This is a genomic window from Mycolicibacterium arenosum, assembly GCF_024320865.1.
In the GTDB taxonomy this organism is placed as follows: Bacteria; Actinomycetota; Actinomycetes; order Mycobacteriales; family Mycobacteriaceae; genus Mycobacterium; species Mycobacterium arenosum.
On sequence record NZ_JANDBD010000006.1, the window covers coordinates 69,975 to 92,674 of the forward strand.

The following is a 22,700-nucleotide window of genomic DNA, read 5'->3' on the forward strand; positions in this document are numbered from 1 at the left end:
TGATTCCTTTCAGAGGTTGGACATCGGGTGGGACTGATTAGGCTCGGCGCCAGCGGGTTACGCGGTTCTCCACCCACCCCAGCACCTGGTTGACGATGATCAGGAAGGCGATGAACAGCAACACCCAGGCGAGGAAGCCGTCGAGCTGGTTGGCGTCGTACCAGTAGCGGGCCCGCCACCCGACCCCGGAGGTCGCGCCGAACCATTCGGCGAGCAGCAGTCCGTTCCAGGCGCTCATGATCGCGAAGCGCACCGCGGCGATCGTCGAACCGGCCACCGCCGGCGCGATGATGTTCCGGAGCACCTCTATGCGGCCCACCCCGAACGCGCGGGCCATCAGCATCGTCTCCGCTGGGATCGCTCGGACGGCCTTGGCGATGTTGACGACCACGAAGGGCAGCCCGCACAGGAAGACCGTGGTTACCGGTGTGAGCCAACCGAATCCGAACCACATCGTGGTCAGTAGAGCCCAGATGACGGCCGGTATAGCCAGTCCCGCCATCGTCACATCGGTGAGCGCGTAGTCAGCGAACCGTGACAGTCCCATCGCGACGCCGAGAGCCGCGCCGACCAGCAGTGCCGCTGCGAGACCGAGCAGGAAGCGGTTCATGCTCACCGCGAGGTTGGCCCACAGCTGTCCGTCGGCACTTTCGGAGCCGAGTCGGCTGAAGGTGTCCGCCATCGACGGGACGCGGTGACCGAAGACGGCGGCGAGCTGCCAAACCGCCAGCATGGTCACCACCGATGCGGTCCACGCGACGGCGGAGGTCAACTGGGACTGAAGCTGCCGCCGCCACGCCGGCTGGGCGACCTCCGGAGTGATGAGGGTCATGCCAGTTCCTTTCTCCACGCGAACACACGGTGCTCGAGGGCTACGAGGCCGCGCTCGATCAGGATCATCACGATGACGAAAAGCATTGTCCAGGACAGCATGTCGTCTACCTGAAACTCCTGATAGGCCTTGCGGATCATGAACCCGACGCCGTTCTGGGCGCCGAAGACCTCGGTCAGCGCCTCGACCTTCCACGCCATCGCGAACCCGTACCGCACGCCGACCAGGAGGAAGGCGCTGACGGCCGGAAGGTACACGTGCCGCAGGACGTCTCGGGGCGAGCGTTCGAACGCCTCGCACATCCGCAGCAGGTCTCCGTCAACCGAGTGAACCCCCTCGGCGACGTTGATCGCGATGAAGGGCACTGCCACCAATGCGGACACGACGATCGGTCCGCCCGGACCCACCCCGAAGATCACCAGAGCGAACACGGCGTAGGTGAGACCGGGGACGTTGCCGAGGACGAACATCGGTAGCGAGAGATAGGAGTTCATGAATGCGCTGCGACCCATGAGGAACCCGAGTGGAAGGCCGGCCGCCACCGCGAGTGCGAAGCCGGCGCCGATTTTGGCGAGGGTGGTCGCGAAGTTCCCGGCTGCTTCACCCGAGGCGACGATGTCGACTACTCGTGCGAAGACCTCCAGCGGGCGGGGCACGATGTTGTCGTCGATCACGGCTGCCACCAACGCCCACGCCGCCACGACCGAGGCCAGCGTGCCCAGCGAGATGATCCACCGGACGTTTCGCCGATTGCGGGGCCCTGGGGTCGTGACTGCTGGTTGCGCCTGTAGCACAACGGTGTTCGTGCTCACGAGTCGGCCCTCTCTGCGGGTAGGAAGCGCGGGTCGGCAACGTCGCCTTCGATGACGTGGGTCCGTCGCATCAGGTCGAAGATGGACGCCTCGTCGTCGGCCCACTTCCGGTCGAAGCGGACGTCGTCCACCACCCAGTCGTGGTCGTCGACATAGGATTTGATGAAGTCGACGTCTTCCGGTGTGGCGACCGCGAAGTGCTGGGGGTAGCGCTCGATGATCTCGTCGCGGTGGGCCCGCCATTCCGTCAGCCCGCGATCCCAGAGGTCGAGGAACGCGGAGACCTCCGTGGGATGAGCCTCAGCCCAGTCCTTGCGGGCGACGAAGACGTTGCCCATCGGACCGTCGTGGCCCGGTGCGTTCAGTTCGGCGAACAGGTCTGCCGATGACTTGCCGTCGTAGAGGGGGCGGACGCTTCCGGCCCGCAGCTCGTTGACCGAGAGGTCGGGATAGCAGATGCAGGCGTCGATCTCGTTTCGGGCCAGGAGTCCGGACAGGTTCTGGATGTCGGCGACGACCAGGTCGAAGTCCTGACCGCCGGTCAGATCCAGATCGTGCATCTGCTTGACCAGAGCACTCCAGACCAGCGTGCCGGAGACGGTGGTGAAGACCCCTATCTTCTTGCCCGCGAGATCGGCGACGGACGCGGCGGGGTCGTCGGCCCGGACCATGATCCGACTGCGCTCGGTGTTGTAGCGCCCGATGACGACGGTCTCGCGTTCGGTCTGCTCCTCGAGGCCGGGCACTTCGAACGACGCCGACGAGATGATGTCGGCGTGTCCGCCCGCGAAGAGGCCGAACTCGTCCCACGTCGCGGACGTCTCGATACTGATGCCCGTGTCCCGCTCGAACTCGTCGACGATGCCCTCGTCGTGCATGTAGTCCCAGATCGGATCGGGAGCGAAGGTGAAGCGGATGACGCCGTCACGGGCGGCGCGCGACGATGCGGGACCGCCCAGTCCGGCGGCGCAGCCGGTCGCGCCGGCGAGCATCGCACCGACGGTGACGAGTGCGGTCAGCACACCCATCGGTCGGTTCATGTGTTGTGGACGCACGAGGTTCGTCTCGCTTTCGGTTGTGATCGCTGTCACTGACAGGCATCACCTTGTCCCCGCGCGACCACCCGCCACAATGTCCTGCCGAACACACATCGGCGAATCGAATGTCCGCCAGGACATGTCGCTATCCGGCGGTGGCCACGTCGTGCACGGTCAGGGCGGCACTGAACTGCAGGGTCGTCGACGGCTCGGCCAACTCCACGCCGCACAGCTGCTCCACCCGGCGAAGGCGCTGCGTCACCGTGTTGGGGTGGATGTGCAGCGCGCTCGCCGTCCGATTCCTGTCGTTCCTGCACGCGAAGTAGGTGCGCAGCGTGTCGAGGAGATCGGTGTGGTGGGATGAGTCGTAGTCGAGCAGCGGGCCCAGTGTCCGCCGGGCGAAGGCCGCCAGTTGCGACGAGTCTTCGAGCTGGAGCAGTAGTCCGACGACGCCCAGATCGGCAAGCTGCACAACGGTATTCGTCCGACCGGCACGCAGTGCGATGTCCAGCGCGCCCTTGGCGGTCCGGTACGCCTCGGCGTAGGACGGTGTGCTGTCGACGGGATCCGCGGACACCGTGACGGTCGCGTCGACGTTCCTCGCCACCGAGCCCATGGCGCGCTGGACCAGAGCCGCCGCCGCGTCGCCCGACCCGATCGCCCGGCCCGGTTCGTCCTCCGTGATCGGCCACATGGTGACGATGTTGCCTCGGTGCATGGCCGACAGCGGACGCGGCGCATAGGGGCGGACGAGGTCTCCGACGAGTGACAGTGACCTCTGATAGATGCGGGACTCAGCGGGTTCGCCCGCGATGCTGAGTGCACCGACGATCAAGACGTGGGGTCGCGTGAGATCGTGGCCGAGCCGCTGTGCGCGCTGAAGCACCTGCTCGGAGATCACCGAACCACCGCCCAGGAGATCGGCCAGCAACTCGCCGCGCAGACGGTGCTCGACCTCGGCCGCGGTGCGCATCCGCAGCAATTCCAGCGAGATGACCATCGAGGCGTGCTCCACCGCGCGGACACTCATGGCGTCGAGCTCCGATTCCGTTGCGGGGAACCAGATTCGGGCGGCCGTGGCGTCGTCGCCGAGCCTGGCGATCGACACGCAGTACCGCGCGTCGTCATCGGGTCCGGTCACCGGGACGGGCGCCGACGAAGTCGGCGGCTCGACGACGGCCGCGGCGCGCCACGTCGCGTTCGGCAACGCGGCGTCGTCACCGGCGATCGCCAGCACGACATTGCGGGCGTCGTCGATCAGCACCGGCCGGCCGATCAACTCGGCCAGCACCGCGGCGACACCGCTGAGCCCGCCCGACCGCAGGGTCACGGCCAGTAGGCGTTCGTGAATCTGCTCCGACCGGGTGAGCGCGTCGCGCTGCTCCCGCAGCGACTCGTTGAGCTGACGGAGCTGGTCCAGTCTTCTGGCCGAGGTCAGCGCGATGGCGGCGTGGTTGGCCAGGAGCGCGAGGCGTTCGATCTCGTAGTCGGTGAACGTGTGCACCGGCGTGTAGTAGCCGTTCAGTGTTCCCAGCACCTCGGCACCGGCGATCAACGGCACGCAGACGATCGCGCGGTAGCCCTGCTCCCGTGCGACGCCGCCCCACGGGGTGAACTCGGGTTCTCCCGCGATGTCGCGGATGGCGACGGGCCGGCCGCTCTGGAACGCCTGCTTCGAGGGCGAACCACCGTCGAGGCGGACGGGCCGGTCGGTGTTGACGTGCTCGACGTAGTCCGCCGACAGGCCGCTCCAGCCGGTGATCACCAGGCTCTCGCCGGCGGGATCGGGGGTGAGCACGCCGCAGAAGTCGAAGCCGAGCAGCGTCCGCGCGGTATCCGCCACCTGGTCCAGGACGTGCTGGAGGTCTGCCGCCGACGTCGCCGCCGAGCTCAACGCTCGCAACGCACTCAGCCAGGTGAGGAGCTCCGCCCCTGGCTGTCGGCCCGAGTCCACCGTCGTCACGCACTCACCATCCCACGACGGGTGTCGTCGACGACATGCTTCGCGGGAAACAGTGTGGCCACGAACATTGAGGCGGCGCGGCGGTGTGACGACACTCATATCCATGACCCAGACAGCCACCGACATGAGAGCGCTCGCACCAGTTGGTCGTCGCAGCATCGTCAATCCCGCCACCGGCGCCGTCATCGACGCCGTTCCCGAGCAGGGACCGGACGCCGTGGACACAGCCGTCGCCTCGGCGCTCGCGGCTTTCGAGGGCGGCGTCTGGCCGGCGATGGTCCGCAGCGAGCGGGCCGGACTGCTGCTCCGCATCGCCGACGCGATCGACGCCGACTCGGAGCGGTTGTACACGCTCGAAGCCCTCAACAACGGTCGGCCGATCACCGAGACCCGCGCGCAACTCTCGCGGGTGCCGGAGTGGTTCCGCTACAACGCGGGCCTGCTCGCTTCCCAGCGTCAGTCCGTGCTGCCCGGCGATGGTCCGTACCTGACCTATCAGCAGCGCCTGCCCCTCGGCGTGTGCGGCATCATCACGCCGTTCAACCACCCACTGCTCATCCTGGCGCGCAGCCTGTCCGCCGCGCTGGCCAACGGCAACACCGTCGTTGTGAAGCCCTCGGAGTTGACCCCGCTGACCACCCTCGCGTTGCTGGACATCATGAGCGGCGCGGGCCTGCCCGACGGCGTCGTCAACGTCGTGACCGGAGGCCGTGATGCCGGCATCCGGCTGACCCAGCACCCCGACGTCGCCAAGATCACGCTGACCGGCGGCACCGAGGCCGGCCGCGCCGCAGCCCTGGCCACCGCCGCCCGATTCGCCAGGGTCACAGCGGAACTAGGCGGCAAGACTCCTGTCCTCGTCTTCGACGACGTCGACCCGGTGGCCGCCGCGGAGGGCGCCGCCTTCGCGGCATTCGTCGCCGCGGGCCAGTCCTGCGTCGCCGGTTCCCGATTCCTGGTGCAGCGGGCCAACTACGACGCGTTCGTTACAGCGCTGGCAGCCCGCGCGAGGGACATCCGCATCGGTGATCCGACCCAGCCCGACACCCAGATGGGCCCACTCATCAGCGCCCGACAGCGGGACAAGGTGCGCGGGCTCATCGAGACCGGCATCGCCGAGGGCGCCCGGCTCGCCGCGGGCGGGCGCCAACCGGACCTGCCAGAACCCTTGCGAGCGGGCTTCTTTCTGCAACCGACCGTGCTCGCCGACGCCACCATGGAGATGACGGTGGCGCGGGAGGAGATCTTCGGCCCGGTGGCCGTCGTCATCCCCTTCGACGACGAGGACGACGCCGTCCGGATGGCGAATGACAACCGCTACGGCCTCGGTGCAGGGGTGTGGACCACCGACATCGGCCGCGCGCACCGCGTCGCCGCGCGCATCGTCGCCGGCATGGTGTGGATCAACGACCACCACCGACTCGAACCATCCCTGCCGTGGGGCGGGGTGAAGGAGTCCGGTGTCGGCAAGGACGCGGGCTCCGAGTCCTTCGACGACTTCTCCTGGATCAAGACCATCGTCACTCGGACCGCGTCCGAGCCCGTCGACTGGTACGGCGGCCGCGAACAGGGACGGTTGAACTGATGAGTATCGAAAGATCGACTTCGGCGCGGAATTCGGCGCACAGCCGCGGTTTCCGCGCCGAAATCACCAGAACTCAGTGGCTGGTGCTCGCCGGCACGACGCTGGGATGGGGCCTCGACGGCTTCGCAGGCAGCCTCTACATCCTGGTCCTCGGGCCGGCGATGGGCGAACTGCTGCCGAACAGCGGTCTGCAAGCCGGCCCCGCGACCATCGGCTACTACGGCGGCATGACCGTGGCGCTGTTCCTGATCGGCTGGGCAACCGGAGGCATCCTGTTCGGCGTCCTCGCCGACCGATTCGGACGCACTAGGGTGCTCTCCGTCGGCATCCTGACCTACGCGATCTTCAGCGCGCTGGCGGCGTTCGCCGACACCTGGTGGCAACTGGGCATACTGCGGTTCATCGCCGGACTCGGCTCCGGTGTCGAAGCGCCAGTCGGCGCCGCACTGATCGCCGAGACCTGGCGCAATCGCTTCCGGGCCCGCGCGGGCGGGATCATGATGTCCGGGTACGCGTTCGGATTCTTCGCGGCCGCCGCCGCATACGCTCTGCTGGGCGAACACGGCTGGCGGTTCATGCTGGCGCTGGCCGGGTTGCCCGCGCTCCTCGTCTGGTTCATTCGTCGTTACGTCCCGGAGCCGCCCGAGATCTCGGCCCACCTGGAGGCGCGCCGTGAGCGGAAACGGCTGGGCACCATGGCCGCTCACGACCGATTCGCACTCCGGCGACTGATCGAAGCTCCGCTGCGGCGGCCGATGCTCATCTGCACGGCACTCGCCACCGGTGCTCTGATCGCCTTCTGGAGCGTCACCACCTGGTACCCCCAGATCATCCGCCAGATCACCGCGGCAGATGAGCTGCCGAACGCGATCGCCGACCATCGAGTGGCTGTGGCCGCGATGCTGTTCAACGCCGGCGGCATCGTCGGTTACGCCTCCTGGGGATTCGTCGCCGACGCCGTCGGACGCCGCAGGGCGTTCCTGCTCAGCTTCGCCGTATCCGCTGTCGCCGTGGCGTGGGTCTTCCCCTTCGACCGCAGCTACACCGAGTATCTGATCGCGCTGCCGTTCCTCGGTTTCGGATTGTTCGGCGCGCTGTCGGGCACGTTCATCTACGCCCCTGAATTGTTCCCGCCGAGCGTGCGGGCGACCGCTCTCGCGGTGTGCAACAGCGTCGGCCGCTACGTGACCGCGCTCGGCCCACTGGCCGCCGGGGCGATCGCCACCTCCTGGTTCGACGGCGACCTCGGACTGGCCACCGCCTCGGTGACCGCGCTCGGGTTGATCGCCGTTGTCGGACTGGCGTTCGCCCGCGAAACACGCGGTGAACCCATGCCCGCTGATCCCGAAGTTCCCACTGTTCACCGCACCGAGAAGAGCGAGTCATGACCGAGTACACAGGAGCATCCGCCATTGTCATCGGTGGCTCGATCGGAGGCCTCACCACGGCGCTGTTACTGCGCGACCTCGGGTTCACGGTGGACGTGTACGAGCGCACCGCCACCGCGCTGGACGGCCGGGGCAGCGGCATCGTCCTGCAGCCCGACACCGTCCGCTGGTTCACCGAGCGCAGCACGCAGAACCTGGCCGACCTGAGCACGTCGACCTCCTACGTGCAGTACCTCGACCGCAGCGGCGACCTGGTGTTCCGCGAGAAGTGCACGTGGACCTACACGTCGTGGGGGACCTTCTACCGGGCCCTGCTCGCCGACTTCGGTACAGAGCACTACCACTACGGCGAATACGCCTGCGGCTTCGATCAATACGAAGATTCCGCGACGGTGCGGTTCGTCAGCGGCAGGGTGGAATCCGCCGACCTGGTGGTGTTCGCCGACGGCGTCACCTCGGTGGCGCGGGAGCGGTTCGACGCCGACGCCGGGCTGCGCTACTCCGGCTACATCGGCTGGCGCGGCACCCTGCCGGTACGCGACCTCGACGAGAAGACGCGCGAGGTACTGCAGGACGCCATCACCTACGACGTCGTCCCCAACTCGCACATCACGATGTACCCGATTCCCGGCGAGGGTGGTCTCGATCTCGACGACCAGCTGATGAACTACGTCTGGTACCGCAACGTCCCCGCCGGCCCCGAACTCACCGAGATGTGCATCGACAAGCGGGGAATCCCCGGCTCGGTGTCCGTACACCCCGGTCAGGTCCAGGACCGCTACGTCGCGGAGATGAAGCGGGACGCCGCCGAGCTGCTGGCTCCCGCGGTGGCCGCGGTGGTAACGGCCACGAAAACGCCCTACGTGCAGGTGGTTTCCGATGCCAGGTCGTCGCGGATGGCCATGGGTCGGGTCGCGCTGATCGGCGATGCCGCCTGCGCGGCGCGCCCGCACGCCGCAGCCGGGACGGCGAAGGCTGCCGCCGACGGCTGGGCACTGGCTGCGGCACTGGGGGATGCCGGTGGCGACATCCGGGCCGCCCTGACCAAGTGGGAGCCGGCGCAGCTGCAACTGAGCGACTCGCTCCTGCGGCGCGTCGTGTCGATGGGTGAACGGTCCCAGTTCACCAACACGTGGACGCCGGGCGATCCCGACCTCCGCTTCGGCCTCTACGGACCGGGCCGCTAACTCACCGCGTGCGAAAGGAATCATCATGACCGACAACAGCTTCCTGACCGACCTGCCACTGGCCGGCGATCTCGTCGCATCCGACTTCGACACCTGGCCGGACTGGCTCAGAACCGAGTTCACCGACCACGCGTTCGACGGCGAGGTCGGCTCGCGTCTGCTCAGCGAGGACGGGCGGGTCCGCGTCTGGGAGATCCGGCTCGCCCCCGGCGAGCGTTGGCACGCCCACCGGCACGTGCTGGACTACTTCTGGACCGCGATCAACGCCGGCACCAGCCGTCAGCACACCCACGACGGCACCGTGCGGGAGGTGTCGTACGCGGCTGGTGAAACCCGCCACTTCCGTTTCGGTGCAGGCGAATACCTGCTGCACGACATCGAGAACATCGGCACTGGCGAGCTGATCTTCACCACCGTGGAGCACCTCGACAGTGCCAATGCGCCGCTGCCGATCTCGCGGGATGCGGCGCTGTGATCACAACCCCGCTGGCCGACGGCGTGATCGACGTCCACGCGCACTGGATTCCGAGGGAGCTCTTCGGCCTTCCCGGCACCGGACCGCACGGGGAGATGCACGACCGCGATGGTGAGCTGTATCTCGGGGACCTCCCGCTGTCGATCGCGACGAGTTCGATGAGCGACGTGTCGGCCATTCGCGCCGACATGGCGCGCGCCGACGTCGGGGTTCGCGTCCTGTCCGCCCCGCCGTTCGCGTTCCCCCTCGAATCCGGTTCCGAGGCAGACGCTTACGTCAGGGCGTTCAACGCCGCGCTGACGGACGTCGTGGCCGACGCCGACGGAGCGCTGCTCGGGCTGGGGATGGTCACGCTCGAGGATTCCACGTCGGCGACCGCCCAGATGGAGGAGTTGGCGCAGATCGAGGGCATGGCGGGCGTGGCGATCCCGCCGATGGCGAACGGCCGGTCGCTCGACGGTCCGGCGCTGCATCACGTGCTCAGCGAAGCCGCGCGGCTGGACCTGGCGGTGCTGGTCCACCCCATGCAGCTACCACGGCCGGAGTGGTCCGAGTACTACCTGACGAACCTGATCGGCAATCCCGTCGAATCCGCCACCGCCGTCGCGTCGCTGATCCTCAGCGGCATCAAGGACGCCCTGCCGGGACTGCGGATCTGCTTCGTTCACGGCGGCGGCTGCGCACCGGGACTTCTCGGTCGCTGGACCCACGGCTGGACGATGCGAGCCGACGTCCGACGCGCGGCCACCCGGCCACCGGCGGAAGCGTTCGGCGAGCTCTACTTCGACACGGTCACCCACGACCCTCATCAGCTCAAGCTCCTGTGTGAGCTCGCCGGTGCCGACAAGGTCGTCTGCGGCAGTGACTATCCATTCGACATGGCGGAGTCGGAGCCGGCCCGCTTCGCCGACGACCACGGACCGGGCCGAGCCGCGCTGATCACCGCGGCGCTGGCCTATCTCGGCCTGCCCGAAGAGGAGGCCTGATGTCTCACCTGTTCTCCCCGTTGACGCTGCGCGAGGTCACGTTCGCGCACCGGGCCTGGATGTCGCCGATGATGCAGTTCGCCGCCGTCTCCGAGGGGGAGAGCGAGGGCTCGCCGTCGGACTGGCATCTGCAGCACCTCGGGTCGCGCGCAGTGGCCGGCGCCGCGCTGGTGATGGTCGAGGCCACCGCCGTCGATCCGATCGGTCGGAGCAGCGTGCACGACCTGGGCCTGTGGAATGACCGCCAGGCGGAAGCGTTTCGACGGATCACCGACTTCGTCGCCGCGCAGGGCTCGGTGCCGGGCATCCAACTGGTGCACGCCGGCCGCAAGGGGTCCACCGGGCGGCCCTGGGCGGAGCCGGGGGAGAGCTGGGCCACCGTGGGCGCTAGCGCCGTGCCGTTCGGGCGGCTGCCCAGCCCCGCCGAGTTGAGCGTCGACGAGATCGGTCTCATCGTCGAGGCGTTCGCCGCCGCGGCGCAGCGCGCGGCCGCCGCGGGGTTCAGAGTTCTCGAATTGCACGGTGCGCACGGCTATCTCATCCACCAGTTCCTGTCGCCGCACTCCAACACTCGCACCGACGAGTACGGCGGGTCGCTGACGAATAGGCTGCGGTTCGCCCTCGACGTGGTGACCGCCGTCCGGCGAAGCTGGCCCGACGAGCTGCCGCTGTTCTTCCGCGTATCGGCCACCGACTGGCTGGGCGGCGACACCGAGGACGAACGTCCCGGCTGGACCGTCGACGACACCGTGGACCTGGCGACGCGGCTCAAGGCGCGTGGCGTCGATCTGATGGACGTCTCCAGCGGTGGCTCGGCACCGGACGCCCGGATTCCCGTCGGCCCCGGCTATCAGGTGCCCTTCGCCGCACGGGTCCGCAAGGAAGCCGAAATACCCACTGCCGCCGTGGGAATGATCACCGACGCGGACCAGGCCGAGGACATCGTCGCCGGTGAGCAGGCCGATGCGGTGTTCCTGGCGCGGGAACTGCTGCGCAACCCGACGTGGATTCGTCAGGCGGCCGACCACCTCGGAGCGACCCTGAACCATCCACCGCAGTACAGCCGTGCATTCAGTTAGCCGCCGGCTCCAGCGACTTTCATCTCGGTGGTCTCCTACTTCTCGTCGAAGGTGAGGACGAGGCGACCGCGAACACCGCCCCGTTCCATGGCGCGGTGCGCCGCGGCGGCATCCGCTGCGCGAAACGTCTGCGCCACACGCAAAGTCACCGTGCCGTCCTCGGCCAGCACTCGAAGGTCGTCGAGCTTGTCGGTCCTGTGGAGGTAGTCGGGCACGAACACGTCCCGGATGGTGATGCCGCGCTCGGGATGAAGCGTGGAGGCGCCCCGCTCGCCGGGCCGACGAACGACGGCGACCTGACCGCCGTCGCGTAACGCGGGCAGTACCTCGTCGCCCTGCAGAGCGGCATCGACGACGGCCGCCACCCCTTCGGGGTGCAGTCGCCGAATCCGTTCTCCCACATCGTGTCCGCGCGGGACGATCTCGTCGGCTCCGAGGGCGGAGACGAGATGCTCGTCGGCGGGCGCAGCATCGGCGACCACCCGGAGCCCGTCGGCTTTGGCCAGCTGTACGACGTAACCGCCGACCGCGCCGGCGGACCCGGTGACGGCGAGGGTCTGCCCCGGCGCCAGGTTCAACACGTCGAGCGCCCGCCGAGCGGTGAGGCCGTTCATCGGCAACGTGGCCGCCTCGGCGTGGCTGCTTCCGGCAGGAGCGGCGGCGACCTGGTCCGCATCGACGACGACGTACTCGGCGTACCCGCCGCCGGAGTCGTCGATCGGCATCATGATCGCAATGACCCGGTCGCCGATCCCGACGTGGGTGGAGGTGTCCGGCCCGATCTCGTCGACAACGCCGGCGACCTCCATGCCCGGACGGTACGGCGGCGTCAGCGTGCTCGCGCGCAACGCGTCGTCGATATCGCCTACGCGGAGCAGCGCATCGGCGGGATTGACGGTGGCGGCGTGCACCCGTATGCGGAGTCGGCCGGGCCCGGCATGGGGCTCCTCGATGTCCATCTGCTGCAGAACCTCCGGGCCGCCGTACTCGGTGACAACGACTGCCTTCACGGCATGTCCTCCTATTCGGGGAAGTATCCCCAGTTAGATTGTCTAGAGTCTAACCGGGGAACCATCCCCGGAAATTCCGCCCTCGGTCCGTGGAGGTTCCGTATGCGTGCCGATGCTCAACGCAATCGGATGGCCGTGCTGGCCGCTGCCGAGGTCGTGTACGCCGAACAGGGCGTCGACGTGTCTCTGAACGAGATCGCCCGTCGCGCGAAGACCGGCAACGCGACTCTCTACCGGCACTTTCCAACCCGTGAGGCATTGCTCGCCGAGGTCTACACGGGTCACCTCGAGCGCTACTGTGCGATTGCCGAAGAGGCGGCGCGATCAGACGATCCCGTCATCGCCCTACGTGACTGCGTCATCGCGACCTGCGCGTTACAGGCCACCAACCGAGGTCTGGCCGATCTCCTGGCATCGCTGCAACCGTTGTCGCCTCGCGTCGAAGAACTCCGGACCCGCCACTACCGCGCTATCGCCACGGTGTTCAAGCGTGCGGTACACACCGGCAAGATCCGTGCCGACGCCGCCCCAGCCGATCTCGCAGTCCTCTTGATCGCGAACGCCGGCCTCACCCGCCGCACCATCGACGATGCTCCGCGCTCCAGCGCCCGTTTGGTCTCGCTGTGGCTGGCCGGCCTGATGTCGTCCGCGACCGACATCGAGGTGCCACCCGTCCCATCCGATCGGCACATCCGGCGAGCCCTGCACCACTGAGCGCAGTCGTCGCTAGGCGAACGTGACGACCACTTTGTCGGCGGCGCCGGGGGTGGATGCGAGGCGCAGCGCGTCATCGAGCTCGGCGAAGGGGACGGTGTGGCTGACGATGAGTGCGTACTTCTCCCAGTTCGCGACGAGATCGGCTGTCACCTCAAAGATCTCGTCGGGGTAGCCATGGAGCCGACGATGGTGAGCTCGTTGCTCATCACCGACACCAACTCGATCGGCACCGGTTCCTTGTGGACGCCGACGATGCAGAACGTGGCACCCCGCTTTCCCGCCGCGAGCGCGGTGTCGACCACGGGTCGCGCTCCAGCGGCGTCGAAATAGACGTCGGTTCCCGCTTTTCCGCCGAACATCGACTCGCCCTCACCGTGCAGCTCGATGAGACGGGCGACGACGTCGTCGGTGGACGAGTCGAAGACCGCGTCGGCTCCGATCGTCAGCGCCTTCTCGAGCCGAGCTGCCAGGATGTCGACGACCGGGATGTGTGCGACGCCAACCGATCTGAATGCCAGCACGGCGCCGAGCCCGATGGGGTCGCCGCCCTGATCACCGCGGCCACCGACACCTACGGCGGAACCGTCCTGCGCTGATCGCTAGACTCTTGACCATCCCCACACCACGAAGCGCGATACCGCACGCGGGCGGCGCTGCTGCGGGGCGTTGGGCAACGGGTCGCCGACATCGACATGGCGAACATCGAATCGGTGGCCGACGAATCCGCAAGGACTCGAACACCTTTTGCACGACCAGCTCAACTCGTCGTCATGCAGGCCGACGGGGACGGACTGCTGCTCAACTGGGCGCGGATGGAGTTGGTGCTGTCGGCCGTGCGTGATCCCGAACTCGCCGAGAAGGCCAGAGCGTTTGCGGCGCGGGGCGTCGCCCTGGCGAGTTTCGCGGCGGGTGACCGAACCCTCGCCGATCCGGAACGGTTCGAACGGGTTTTGCGGGCGATCGTTTCCGCGGTCGCGCTCGAACGCGAGGCTTAGTCTCGTGCCTCCGTCCGTCCGGCCGCTTCGTAGCCGGCGGCCAGCCAGTAGACCGTGCGGTCGAGGCTGGGAACGATGTCCTTGATCGCGAGTTCGCCTGCCGCGAAGCGGCCGAGCAATCCGTAGATCACGGTGCTGAGGATGGTGTCGAGGTCGCGGATGAACGTCTCGTCGACACCGCTGAGTACCTGCATGAACGCCGGAGCCGTGGTGTCGAGACCGCGCCGGAAGATCTCCTGCCCGCCGGGTGCGGCGCGTGCGCGGAAGAAGGCCGTCAGCATCGCGGGATGTTGCTCCCACGGTTCGAAGATCGTGCGCAGGACGCGCATCATGCCGTCGTAGAGCGTTTCACCGGGCTCGACGGTCTGATCCGCCAGCCCGGAGTAGCGGTTCTCGGCCATCCACTCGTGTAGGGCCGCGAGGATGAGTTCGTCACGGTTCGCGTACCGCTTGTAGATCGTCGCGAGCGAGGTCCTGCTGCGCTTGGCGACTTCCCGGAGTTGAACGGCGTCGTAGCCCTCTGATTCCAGGAGTTCGGCGACGATGGCGAGGATGCGGTCCTGCCCGCGCCGCTGGTCCTCGACGGTCGACGTCTTCGCGTTGGTCGCCAGCACGCACACCCCCTTGTCCAGATTCAGTAACACGGTTACTGTACCGGCAGTAACACGGTTACTCCGGTCGCATCGCACGAATGTGACCAAGCGCAACGAAGCGAGGATCGATGGGTTCACTCGACGGCAAGGTCGCCTTCATCACCGGCGTGGCCAGGGGGCAGGGGCGCAGCCATGCGATCCGCCTCGCGGCCGACGGCGCCGACGTCATCGGTGTCGACATCTGCGCCGACATCCCGTCCAACGGCTATGCCATGGCTAGTCGCGCCGAACTCGACGAGACGATTGCGCTGGTCGAGCAAGCGGGCGGCAAGATGCTCGGATCGGTGGCCGACGTTCGCGACTTCGCGGCGGTGAACGCGGCACTGAGTGCAGGCGTCGAGCACTTCGGACGCCTCGACATCGTCTGCGCCAACGCGGGCATCGCGACGATGGCGTTCCGCGAACTGACCATCGACGAAGAGCTCGAACAGTGGACCGACGTGCTCGACGTCAACCTCGTCGGTGCGTTTCACACCGCGAAGGCGGCGATCCCGCACCTGCTGGCAGGCGGGCGCGGTGGCTCGATCGTCTTCACCAGTTCGACGGCGGGGCTGCGCGGGTTCGGCGGACTCCAGGGCGGGGGACTCGCGTACGCCGCGTCGAAGCACGGCATCGTCGGGCTGATGCGCACCCTCGCGAATGCCCTTGCCCCCGAGAGCATCCGGGTCAACACGGTCCACCCGACCGCGGTGAACACCATGATGGCCGTCAACCCGGCCATGACGTCGTTCCTGGAGAACTATCCGGGCGGTGTCGGGCCGCATCTGCAGAACCCGATGCCCGTGGGTCTGCTGGAGCCCGAGGACGTCAGCGCCGCCATCGCCTACCTGGTCTCCGATGCGGGGAGATACGTCACCGGGGTCACGTTCCCGGTCGACGCCGGCTTCTGCAACAAGCTGTGAGCGCATCGGTCGGGCGGGCCGCCGGCAAGCGGGTCCTCGTCACCGGCGCTGCGCGGGGAATGGGCCGTAGCCACGCCGTTCGATTGGCCGAGGAGGGTGCCGACCTGATCCTGGTCGACATCTGCGAGTCGCTGCCCGAGGTGGAGTATCCACTCGCCTCACGGGAGGATCTCGCGGAGACCGCACGACTCGTGGAGGAACACGGCAGGCGCGCGAGCGTCCACGTCGTCGACGTGCGTGATGCTGCCGCGCTTTCCGCCGCGGTGGACGCAGGCGTCGCCGAACTGGGTGGGCTGGACGCGTCGGTGGCCAACGCCGGCGTGCTGACGGTCGGCACCTGGGACACCACGACCCCCGAGCAGTGGCGAACCGTGCTCGACGTCAACCTGATCGGGACGTGGAACACCTGCGCCGCCGCGCTGCCCCATCTGGTCGAACGGGGAGGGAGCCTGGTCAACATCAGTTCCGCGGCCGGACTGAAGGGCACGCCCCTGCACACCCCGTACACCGCGTCGAAACACGGGGTCGTGGGATTGAGCCGGGCTCTCGCCAACGAGCTTGCCGCTCAGAGTGTTCGGGTGAACACGGTCCATCCCACCGGCGTTGAAACGGGCATGCAACCCGCGTCACTGCACGGTCTGCTCGCCGAGCAACGGCCGGATCTGGTGCCGATCTTCCTCAACGCCATGCCGATCGTGATGGCCGAGGCCGTCGACATCAGCAACGCGGTGCTCTTCCTGGTGTCGGACGAATCCCGATACGTCACCGGGCTGGAATTCAAAGTCGACGCAGGCGTCACCCTGCGATGAGTAGAGGGAACGGATCTAGATGACCGCCATCGACAGCGAACGCGCCACCGAGGGCAGACGCGCCTTCGCCGATGTGATGACGTTCCCGGCCCCGGAGGCCCCCGGCCCGACCGACGCCGCGCTCCTCGACTTCGTCTTCGCCGAGGTGTGGCAGCGGCCGGGGCTCAGCCGCCGCGACCGGCGCTTCGTCACGCTGCCGTGCGTTGCGGCGGCCGACGCGGAGGCGCCGCTGAGGGATCACGTCTACGCGGCGCTCAACAGCGGCGACGTGACGATCACCGAGATGCGCGAGACCGTACTGCATTTCGCGGTCTACAGCGGGTGGCCCAAGGCGTCACGATTCAACATGACGGTCGACGAGCAGTGGGAGCGCATCCAGAGCGAGCGCGGCCAGGCGGTCCCCGAGCCCGATCCGCTCCTACCGCTGGTCACCCCCAGCGATCCGGAGGACCGCCTGCTCACCGGCGAGCAGGCGTTCCGCGATGTCAACTGCGTGCCCTACGTTCCGACGCGCGATAACCCGTACTCGGGGGCGGGCATCCTCAACTTCGTGTTCGGCGAGATGTGGCTGCGGCCGGGACTCGGGATGAAGGAACGGCGTCTCGTCACGGTGGCGTGCGTGGCGTTCCAGGACGCGCCCTATCCGATCCTGAGCCACGTGTACGCGGCGTTGAAGAGCCGAGACGTCTCGTTCGACGAAATGGACGAATTAGCTCTGCATTTCGCGGCGTACTACGGTTGTGCGAAGGCGACGACGTTGAACGACGAGATCGGGCGACAGAAGGAACGCGTGCTCGACGAGTGGCGTACCGAGGCGTCCCAGTGAGCACCGCGGTGACACTGTCGGCCGGGCTGCTCATCGGCGGAGAGCTGACCACGCGCGCCGCGGGCGGGCTGCATCAGCACGTCCAACCCGCCACCGGGCAACCCGACTTCACCGTTCCGCTCGCTGGTGCATCGGACATCGAAGACGCCGTCCACTCCGCCCGAGATGCGCAGCGGGCCTGGATGTCGCTGACGGTCGATCGTCGACGCGACATGCTCATCGACCTGGCCGACGTCGTGCACGACCGCCTCGACGAACTCGCGCTGCTCAACGTGCACGACTACGCGGTGCCGATCTCCTTCGCGGGAACCGGGCACATGCTCGAGTGGTTCCTGCGCCACTTCGCCGGATACGTCGACAAGCCGCACGGGATCAGCTCACCGGTCAACGCGTCGTTCGACGTCAACCTCATCGAGCGGGAACCGTACGGCGTGGTCGGTGTCATCACGCCGTGGAACGGTGCGCTGGCCGTCGCAGCGTCGTGTGTGGCGCCAGCGCTGGCGGCGGGCAACGCCGTCGTCCTCAAGCCCTCGGAACTGGCACCGTTGGCCGCCTTGAGATTCGGGGAGCTCTGCATCGAGGCGGGTCTGCCGCCCGGACTGGTCAACGTCGTACCCGCCGCCGCCGAGGGCGGTGAGGCGTTGGTGCGCCACACGGGAATCCGCAAGATCCACTTCACCGGAGGCGAGGCCACCGCTCGTCGGGTGCTCGCCGCGGCGGCTCTCGACCTGACACCGGTGGTGGCCGAACTGGGTGGCAAGTCCGCCAACGTCGTGTTCGAGGATGCCGATCTCGATGTCGCCGCGGCGATGGCGGCCCATCAGGGTCCGCTGATGCAATCGGGTCAGAGCTGCGCCTGCGCGAGCCGCGTCCTGGTGCACGAATCGGTCTACGACGCATTCGTCGATAAGTTCCTGAACACCATCGGCGGTGCCACGGTCGGTGACCCGCTTGATCCGACCGTGGTGTTCGGTCCCGTCATCAGCGAGGAATCCGCGAACCGGATCCTGGGCGTCGTCGCCGACGCGGTCAGCCAACAGGCGGGTGAGTTGCTGGTGGGCGGCAATCGGGTCGGAGGTGAGCTCGCAGGCGGCTTCTTCGTCGAGCCCACCGTGTTCGGTGACGTCGACAACGGATCGGCGCTCGCACAGGTCGAGACCTTCGGCCCGGTGGTGTCGCTCATCAGGTTTCGCGACGAGGGCGACGCGATGCGGATCGCCAACGACACGCCCTACGGTCTGAACGCGTTCGTCCACACCCGTGACCTCACTCGGGCACATCGCGTCGCCCGTCAGCTGGAGGCGGGGTCGGTGTGGATCAACCAGATCAGCCTGATGTCCCCGCAGGGCCCCTACGGCGGTTACAAGAACAGCGGGTTCGGCCGCACCGGCGGGCTCGACGGACTCCACGAGTTCACCCGGGTCAAGAACATCCGGATCGGAATGGGCTGACAGCCCGCTCCTCGGGTATCAGAACCTTTGCAGCCGAAAGGCGTACGTGCTCGTGCCACCGGGACTTCCGTAGCAGCCGGCACCGTACGTGGAGTCGACGGTGCCGGTGAGCGTTCCCGCGTCCCAGGAGTACACGTCGTGTGAGGGCAGGTTGTAACCGATGCACCGAACTCCGTCCGGTACGTCCACCGTCAAGGTGTATCTGCCGTCGGCGAAGAACGCGGACTGCTGGAAGCGTTGACTCTTCGGTGGGCGGGGAATGGCGATGACGTTCAGGGTGTCGGTTGCGGGATTCACGACGGGGTCCACCAACCAGGTGCCGCAATCGGGCGCCCCGCAGGAGTGCGTCACCGACCAGACCCACGAGTGGTCGTTCCACCGGTCCGTCATCACCTCGTAGTTCCCCACCCGCATTCCCGTCGCATGGGCCGTGGGTACCGACGACAGCGCCCACACCGTGAGCAGGGCGCTGCCCGTCGTCAGAAGGACGCGTCGGGAGGACTGCGTCATGACGAGGCGTCGAACTCGATGTGCAGATCGGTCAGCCCGCGCAGCAGGAACGTCGGCTCGTAGCGGTAGTCGCGACGATCGAGCGGCCCGTGCTGGGCCTGGCTGATCCGAATCTCGCTCAGCCGATCCAGCATCCGGTTGATCGTCACTCGGCCCTCGACCCGAGCCAACGGGGCACCGGCGCACGTGTGGATGCCGCGGCCGAACGCGATGTGCTCGCGCACGTTCCTGCGATCGAGGTGGAACTCGTCCGGGTTGTCGAACTTCCGCGGGTCCCGATTGGCGGCACCCAGGCAGAGCATGAGAACGGTGCCGGCCTTGATGGGGACGCCGCCGAGCGTGGTGGACTTCCTGGCGAGCCGGAAGTCGACCTTGGTCGGGCTCTCGAACCGCAACGACTCCTCGATGAACGCCGGGATCAGCGATCGGTCGGCGCGCAACGTCGCCTGCAGTTCCGGCCGGTCGCCGAGGACTTGAATCGCCGAGCTGAGCAGCTTGACGACGGTCTCCTGGCCGGCGCCGAAGAGAAACGTTGCGGGACGGACGACTTCGAGCAGCGGAGGAGTCGAACCATCGGGATAGGTCGCGGTGGCCAGGCCGGTGAGGACGTCGTCGCGCGGGTTCTCCCGACGATCGGCGATGTACCCGCTGAACAGGTCGTCCAGGTACCGCAGCGGGTTGCTACCCACGGGCGTCGAATCGAGGGAGCCGACGTGGTAGTCGGGCGCGCTGCCCGCGCCGAGGTTCCGTCGCAACTTCGGGCGGTCCTCATCGGGCACTCCGAGCAGATCCGCGATCGCCAACGTCGCATAGGGTTTCGCGAACTCGGACAGGAACTCGCAGCGACCGTTGTCGATGAACTCGTCGAACTGATCGTCGGCCAACCGCCAGATGTACTCCTCGTTCTCCTGAAGACGGCGGGGCGTCAGCAGCCGGCCCAGCAGGGACCGCGCCTTCTCGTGGTGGGGCGGATCCATCACGACCATGTGCTCGAAGATGGGGAACTCGTGGCGATGCGCTTCGATCAGCTCGCTGATGTCGTCGCCCTCGGGCGTGAAAGGCAGTGGCGGGAAGGGTCCGCCGATCGCGTTGACGGCGGAGAACGCATCGACGTCCTTGAACGCCGCGTGCACCTCCTGGTAGCCGGTGACCGCGACGACGCCGTAGTGGGGTTCGCGCGTCACGGGGCCCTGGCTGCGCAGGTGCTCCCAATAGGCGTAGGGATCCTGCGCGATGTCGGAGTTGGTGAAGTAGTCGATCTCAGCCAACTCGGTCATGCGATGGACCCTTTCGGAATGGTGGTCGGCGGGGCGTCGACCCAGCCGATGGCCTGACGGGGGCAGGCCGCGATGGCTGCGTCGACGTCGTCCCGGTGCGACGCGGCCGGCGACTCGTCACACGTGGCGATGTCGTCGCCGAGGTCGAAGACCGCGGGGGCCAGTTCGACGCACAGTGCGTGTGCCTCGCACAGCCGCGGGTCGACGTACACCGCTCGGGGGCCGGCCATCGCGCTCCTAAACTGATCGATCGATCAAAATGGTAAGGTGCTGCATGCTTACCACGCGCCGTAAAGACCGGTCAAGCAATCGTCGGCGGTGCTGCTGAGTGGCGACGCCGAGGAAGTCGAAGGCCGACGACGGCGGAACCCGCCGCCGGCTCATCGAGGCGACGGCGCAGATCATGTACGACGACGGCTACGCCGCTGCCACGTCGAGACAGATCGCCGCTAAAGCGGGCGTCAAGCAGGCGCTGGTCTACTACTACTTCCCGACCATGGACGACCTGTTCCTCGAGGTTCTCAAAGTCGGCGCCGATGTAGCGCTCGCGCAGATGCGCAAGGCGTTGACCGCGGACGACCCGATACGGGCTCTCTGGCAGATCAACATCGATCCCCGCAGAACGGTCCTCAACACCGAGTTCATGGCACTTGCCAACCACCGCAAAGTGATCGGTGCCGAGCTGAAGGCCTACGCCGAGCGCGTCCGCGACATCGAGACGGCCGCGGTGACGATGGTGATGCGGGCCAGTGGCATCGATCTGGACGCCTACCCGCCGGTCGCGATCGCCATGCTCATCGCGCAGACAGCACGCAGTCTGGGCAACGAGCTCGCGGTCGGCGTCACCGAAGGGCACGAGGAGTTCCGCGCCCTCGTCGAGCGGCATCTCGCTCTGCTCTCCAACCCCTCCGCGGCGGTCCGCAGCTAAGGCGTAGCCGAACCGGGTCCGGCGCACGCCGAGTGCGCCAGCGGGGTGCGGTGCCGTCTCGGTGACCCGGTTCCGTGAGCCGATCGCGCGGCGCGCCCTTGACAGCCGGGGTGACGCATGCCACAGTTCCTGATCGATCGATCAAATTCGACGGCGGACGGAGTGTGGCCATGACAGGACGGGTCGAGGGCAGGGTCGCCTTCATCACCGGGGCGGCGCGCGGACAGGGCCGCAGTCACGCGGTCCGGCTCGCCGAGGAGGGCGCCGACATCATCGCCGTGGACGTCTGCGGTCCGGTGAGCAGCAATACTCAGATCGAGCCCGCCACCCGCGATGACCTTCTCGAGACGGCGGACCTCGTCAAGCGACTGAACCGTCGCATCGTCACCGCCGAGGTGGACGTGCGCGACTACGACGCCCTCAAGGCCGCGGTCGACAGCGGAGTCGAACAGCTCGGTCGGTTGGACGTCATCTGCGCCAACGCCGGCATCGGCAACGGCGGCCAGACGCTGGATCGCACCAGCGAAGCCGACTGGACCGACATGATCGACGTCAACCTCTCCGGTGTGTGGAAAACGGTCAAAGCTGCTGTCCCGCATCTGATCTCGCAGGGGCAGGGTGGCTCGATCATCCTCACCAGTTCGGTCGGCGGGTTGAAGGCCTATCCGCACACCGGTCACTACATCGCCGCCAAGCACGGCGTGGTCGGCCTGATGCGCACCTTCGCGGTCGAACTCGGGCAGCACTCCATCCGGGTCAACTCGGTGCATCCGACCAACGTCAACACCCCGTTGTTCATGAACGAGGGCACGATGAAACTGTTCCGGCCCGATCTCGAGAGTCCGGGCCAGGACGACCTCGCCGTCGCCGCGCAGTTCATGCACGTGCTTCCGGTCGGCTGGGTGGAGCCCGTCGACATCAGCAACGCCGTGTTGTTCCTCGCCTCGGACGAGGCGCGCTACATCACCGGTCTCACCATGACGGTGGATGCCGGAAGCATGCTCAAGTAGCCGCCTGCTCGTCTGCCCGGAATCGTCGGGCCGTTCTCAAGTCAATGAGCACAACTGAATAGGACCAACTGAATACCGACTTCCAACCCGGACATCAACTCGAAGGCATCGGAGCCCGCCATGACCACCAGCAGTTCCCACGTCAACCCACTTCTCGCGACGCCGACGAACTCCGCGGTGCCTGCGCCGTCCCGCAGGGCCGCCCACCGTGCGGTGAAGTTCGGTGGCTACGGCGGAATGGCCGTGGCGGCCTGGTTGATCACCGCCG

Annotated in this window: 23 protein-coding genes and 1 pseudogene; 14 read left to right on the forward strand and 10 right to left on the reverse strand. The window is 67.5% G+C overall.

The window, feature by feature from the left end; all coding sequences use genetic code 11:
• Window positions 1-37: 37 nt before the first annotated feature.
• The 4 genes from NM203_RS15595 to NM203_RS15610 all read right to left on the reverse strand — a co-directional run bounded on the left by NM203_RS15595 (window position 38) and on the right by NM203_RS15610 (window position 4,644).
• A complete protein-coding gene (locus NM203_RS15595) occupies window positions 38-832 on the reverse strand; it encodes an ABC transporter permease (protein ID WP_255060928.1) in 795 nt (264 codons plus the stop codon).
• Complete coding sequence (locus NM203_RS15600) at window positions 829-1,644, reverse strand: ABC transporter permease (protein ID WP_255060929.1); 816 nt, start codon at window positions 1,642-1,644, stop codon at window positions 829-831. Before NM203_RS15600 ends, NM203_RS15595 begins: the two co-directional genes overlap by 4 nt.
• Window positions 1,641-2,735: an ABC transporter substrate-binding protein gene (locus tag NM203_RS15605; RefSeq protein WP_255060930.1), complete on the reverse strand. Its 1,095-nt coding sequence runs from the start codon at window positions 2,733-2,735 to the stop codon at window positions 1,641-1,643. Before NM203_RS15605 ends, NM203_RS15600 begins: the two co-directional genes overlap by 4 nt.
• Before the next feature lie 91 nt (window positions 2,736-2,826).
• Window positions 2,827-4,644 carry a helix-turn-helix domain-containing protein gene (locus NM203_RS15610; RefSeq protein ID WP_255060931.1) on the reverse strand — a complete coding sequence of 606 codons (1,818 nt, stop codon included), beginning with the start codon at window positions 4,642-4,644 and terminating at the stop codon, window positions 2,827-2,829.
• 103 nt (window positions 4,645-4,747) lie between these two features.
• Here NM203_RS15610 and NM203_RS15615 point away from each other — a divergent pair, with 103 nt between their 5' ends.
• The 6 genes from NM203_RS15615 to NM203_RS15640 are packed head-to-tail and all read left to right on the forward strand — an operon-like array spanning window position 4,748 to window position 11,344.
• Window positions 4,748-6,229, forward strand: a complete 1,482-nt coding sequence (locus NM203_RS15615) for an aldehyde dehydrogenase family protein (RefSeq protein WP_255060932.1) — start codon at window positions 4,748-4,750, stop codon at window positions 6,227-6,229.
• Window positions 6,229-7,617: an MFS transporter gene (locus NM203_RS15620; RefSeq protein WP_255060933.1), complete on the forward strand. Its 1,389-nt coding sequence runs from the start codon at window positions 6,229-6,231 to the stop codon at window positions 7,615-7,617. Before NM203_RS15615 ends, NM203_RS15620 begins: the two co-directional genes overlap by 1 nt.
• Complete coding sequence (locus tag NM203_RS15625; protein WP_255060934.1) at window positions 7,614-8,804, forward strand: FAD binding domain-containing protein; 1,191 nt, start codon at window positions 7,614-7,616, stop codon at window positions 8,802-8,804. The genes NM203_RS15620 and NM203_RS15625 overlap by 4 nt, the downstream gene beginning before the upstream one ends.
• Before the next feature lie 25 nt (window positions 8,805-8,829).
• Window positions 8,830-9,279 carry a cupin domain-containing protein gene (locus tag NM203_RS15630; protein ID WP_255060935.1) on the forward strand — a complete coding sequence of 150 codons (450 nt, stop codon included), beginning with the start codon at window positions 8,830-8,832 and terminating at the stop codon, window positions 9,277-9,279.
• Window positions 9,276-10,265, forward strand: coding sequence for an amidohydrolase family protein (locus NM203_RS15635; protein ID WP_255060936.1), 990 nt, complete (start codon window positions 9,276-9,278; stop codon window positions 10,263-10,265). The genes NM203_RS15630 and NM203_RS15635 overlap by 4 nt, the downstream gene beginning before the upstream one ends.
• Window positions 10,265-11,344, forward strand: coding sequence for an NADH:flavin oxidoreductase/NADH oxidase (locus NM203_RS15640; protein WP_255060937.1), 1,080 nt, complete (start codon window positions 10,265-10,267; stop codon window positions 11,342-11,344). The genes NM203_RS15635 and NM203_RS15640 overlap by 1 nt, the downstream gene beginning before the upstream one ends.
• A 35-nt stretch (window positions 11,345-11,379) precedes the next feature.
• Here NM203_RS15640 and NM203_RS15645 read toward each other — a convergent pair whose 3' ends face one another.
• Complete coding sequence (locus NM203_RS15645; protein WP_255060938.1) at window positions 11,380-12,354, reverse strand: NADP-dependent oxidoreductase; 975 nt, start codon at window positions 12,352-12,354, stop codon at window positions 11,380-11,382.
• A 102-nt stretch (window positions 12,355-12,456) separates the two neighbouring features.
• On the opposite strand from NM203_RS15645, the gene NM203_RS15650 reads away from it, so the two are divergent.
• Entirely contained in the window at window positions 12,457-13,068 is a 612-nt protein-coding gene (locus tag NM203_RS15650) for a TetR/AcrR family transcriptional regulator (RefSeq protein WP_255060939.1), read from the forward strand.
• A 12-nt stretch (window positions 13,069-13,080) separates the two neighbouring features.
• Here the strand turns inward: NM203_RS15650 and NM203_RS15655 are convergent.
• A pseudogene (locus tag NM203_RS15655) lies at window positions 13,081-13,619 on the reverse strand (zinc-binding dehydrogenase); the annotation flags it as partial.
• 222 nt (window positions 13,620-13,841) lie between these two features.
• Between NM203_RS15655 and NM203_RS15660 the strand changes: the two are divergent.
• Complete coding sequence (locus NM203_RS15660) at window positions 13,842-14,066, forward strand: hypothetical protein (RefSeq protein ID WP_255060940.1); 225 nt, start codon at window positions 13,842-13,844, stop codon at window positions 14,064-14,066.
• Here the strand turns inward: NM203_RS15660 and NM203_RS15665 are convergent.
• Entirely contained in the window at window positions 14,063-14,677 is a 615-nt protein-coding gene (locus NM203_RS15665) for a TetR/AcrR family transcriptional regulator (RefSeq protein WP_255061228.1), read from the reverse strand. The genes NM203_RS15660 and NM203_RS15665 overlap by 4 nt on opposite strands.
• Before the next feature lie 110 nt (window positions 14,678-14,787).
• On the opposite strand from NM203_RS15665, the gene NM203_RS15670 reads away from it, so the two are divergent.
• From NM203_RS15670 to NM203_RS15685, 4 genes are read left to right on the forward strand one after another with little or no spacing between them, the layout of a single operon-like run.
• Window positions 14,788-15,621: a mycofactocin-coupled SDR family oxidoreductase gene (locus NM203_RS15670; RefSeq protein ID WP_255060941.1), complete on the forward strand. Its 834-nt coding sequence runs from the start codon at window positions 14,788-14,790 to the stop codon at window positions 15,619-15,621.
• Window positions 15,618-16,430, forward strand: coding sequence for a mycofactocin-coupled SDR family oxidoreductase (locus NM203_RS15675; RefSeq protein WP_255060942.1), 813 nt, complete (start codon window positions 15,618-15,620; stop codon window positions 16,428-16,430). Before NM203_RS15670 ends, NM203_RS15675 begins: the two co-directional genes overlap by 4 nt.
• A 19-nt stretch (window positions 16,431-16,449) precedes the next feature.
• Window positions 16,450-17,256, forward strand: coding sequence for a carboxymuconolactone decarboxylase family protein (locus tag NM203_RS15680; protein ID WP_255060943.1), 807 nt, complete (start codon window positions 16,450-16,452; stop codon window positions 17,254-17,256).
• Complete coding sequence (locus tag NM203_RS15685) at window positions 17,253-18,707, forward strand: aldehyde dehydrogenase family protein (RefSeq protein ID WP_255060944.1); 1,455 nt, start codon at window positions 17,253-17,255, stop codon at window positions 18,705-18,707. Before NM203_RS15680 ends, NM203_RS15685 begins: the two co-directional genes overlap by 4 nt.
• Before the next feature lie 18 nt (window positions 18,708-18,725).
• Here NM203_RS15685 and NM203_RS15690 read toward each other — a convergent pair whose 3' ends face one another.
• From NM203_RS15690 to NM203_RS15700, 3 genes are read right to left on the reverse strand one after another with little or no spacing between them, the layout of a single operon-like run.
• Window positions 18,726-19,217 (reverse strand): hypothetical protein, encoded by a 492-nt coding sequence (locus tag NM203_RS15690; protein WP_255060945.1) that lies wholly within the window; start codon window positions 19,215-19,217, stop codon window positions 18,726-18,728.
• Window positions 19,214-20,494 carry a cytochrome P450 gene (locus tag NM203_RS15695; protein ID WP_255060946.1) on the reverse strand — a complete coding sequence of 427 codons (1,281 nt, stop codon included), beginning with the start codon at window positions 20,492-20,494 and terminating at the stop codon, window positions 19,214-19,216. Before NM203_RS15695 ends, NM203_RS15690 begins: the two co-directional genes overlap by 4 nt.
• Window positions 20,491-20,724 (reverse strand): ferredoxin, encoded by a 234-nt coding sequence (locus NM203_RS15700; RefSeq protein WP_255060947.1) that lies wholly within the window; start codon window positions 20,722-20,724, stop codon window positions 20,491-20,493. Before NM203_RS15700 ends, NM203_RS15695 begins: the two co-directional genes overlap by 4 nt.
• 98 nt (window positions 20,725-20,822) lie before the next feature.
• On the opposite strand from NM203_RS15700, the gene NM203_RS15705 reads away from it, so the two are divergent.
• Entirely contained in the window at window positions 20,823-21,422 is a 600-nt protein-coding gene (locus NM203_RS15705) for a TetR/AcrR family transcriptional regulator (RefSeq protein ID WP_255060948.1), read from the forward strand.
• Window positions 21,423-21,592: 170 nt separating this feature from the next.
• Window positions 21,593-22,432, forward strand: coding sequence for a mycofactocin-coupled SDR family oxidoreductase (locus tag NM203_RS15710; RefSeq protein ID WP_255060949.1), 840 nt, complete (start codon window positions 21,593-21,595; stop codon window positions 22,430-22,432).
• Window positions 22,433-22,700 lie beyond the last annotated feature (268 nt).

Excerpts from the sequence above, each read along its gene's own strand:
- NM203_RS15595 (WP_255060928.1), bottom strand. The coding sequence starts at position 832 with ATGACCCTCATCACTCCGGAGGTCGCCCAGCCGGCGTGGCGGCGGCAG.
- NM203_RS15615 (WP_255060932.1), top strand. The coding sequence starts at position 4,748 with ATGACCCAGACAGCCACCGACATGAGAGCGCTCGCACCAGTTGGTCGT.
- NM203_RS15620 (WP_255060933.1), top strand. The coding sequence starts at position 6,229 with ATGAGTATCGAAAGATCGACTTCGGCGCGGAATTCGGCGCACAGCCGC.
- NM203_RS15625 (WP_255060934.1), top strand. The coding sequence starts at position 7,614 with ATGACCGAGTACACAGGAGCATCCGCCATTGTCATCGGTGGCTCGATC.
- NM203_RS15630 (WP_255060935.1), top strand. The coding sequence starts at position 8,830 with ATGACCGACAACAGCTTCCTGACCGACCTGCCACTGGCCGGCGATCTC.
- NM203_RS15640 (WP_255060937.1), top strand. The coding sequence starts at position 10,265 with ATGTCTCACCTGTTCTCCCCGTTGACGCTGCGCGAGGTCACGTTCGCG.
- NM203_RS15650 (WP_255060939.1), top strand. The coding sequence starts at position 12,457 with ATGCGTGCCGATGCTCAACGCAATCGGATGGCCGTGCTGGCCGCTGCC.
- NM203_RS15660 (WP_255060940.1), top strand. The coding sequence starts at position 13,842 with ATGCAGGCCGACGGGGACGGACTGCTGCTCAACTGGGCGCGGATGGAG.
- NM203_RS15670 (WP_255060941.1), top strand. The coding sequence starts at position 14,788 with ATGGGTTCACTCGACGGCAAGGTCGCCTTCATCACCGGCGTGGCCAGG.
- NM203_RS15680 (WP_255060943.1), top strand. The coding sequence starts at position 16,450 with ATGACCGCCATCGACAGCGAACGCGCCACCGAGGGCAGACGCGCCTTC.
- NM203_RS15690 (WP_255060945.1), bottom strand. The coding sequence starts at position 19,217 with ATGACGCAGTCCTCCCGACGCGTCCTTCTGACGACGGGCAGCGCCCTG.
- NM203_RS15695 (WP_255060946.1), bottom strand. The coding sequence starts at position 20,494 with ATGACCGAGTTGGCTGAGATCGACTACTTCACCAACTCCGACATCGCG.
- NM203_RS15700 (WP_255060947.1), bottom strand. The coding sequence starts at position 20,724 with ATGGCCGGCCCCCGAGCGGTGTACGTCGACCCGCGGCTGTGCGAGGCA.
- NM203_RS15710 (WP_255060949.1), top strand. The coding sequence starts at position 21,593 with ATGACAGGACGGGTCGAGGGCAGGGTCGCCTTCATCACCGGGGCGGCG.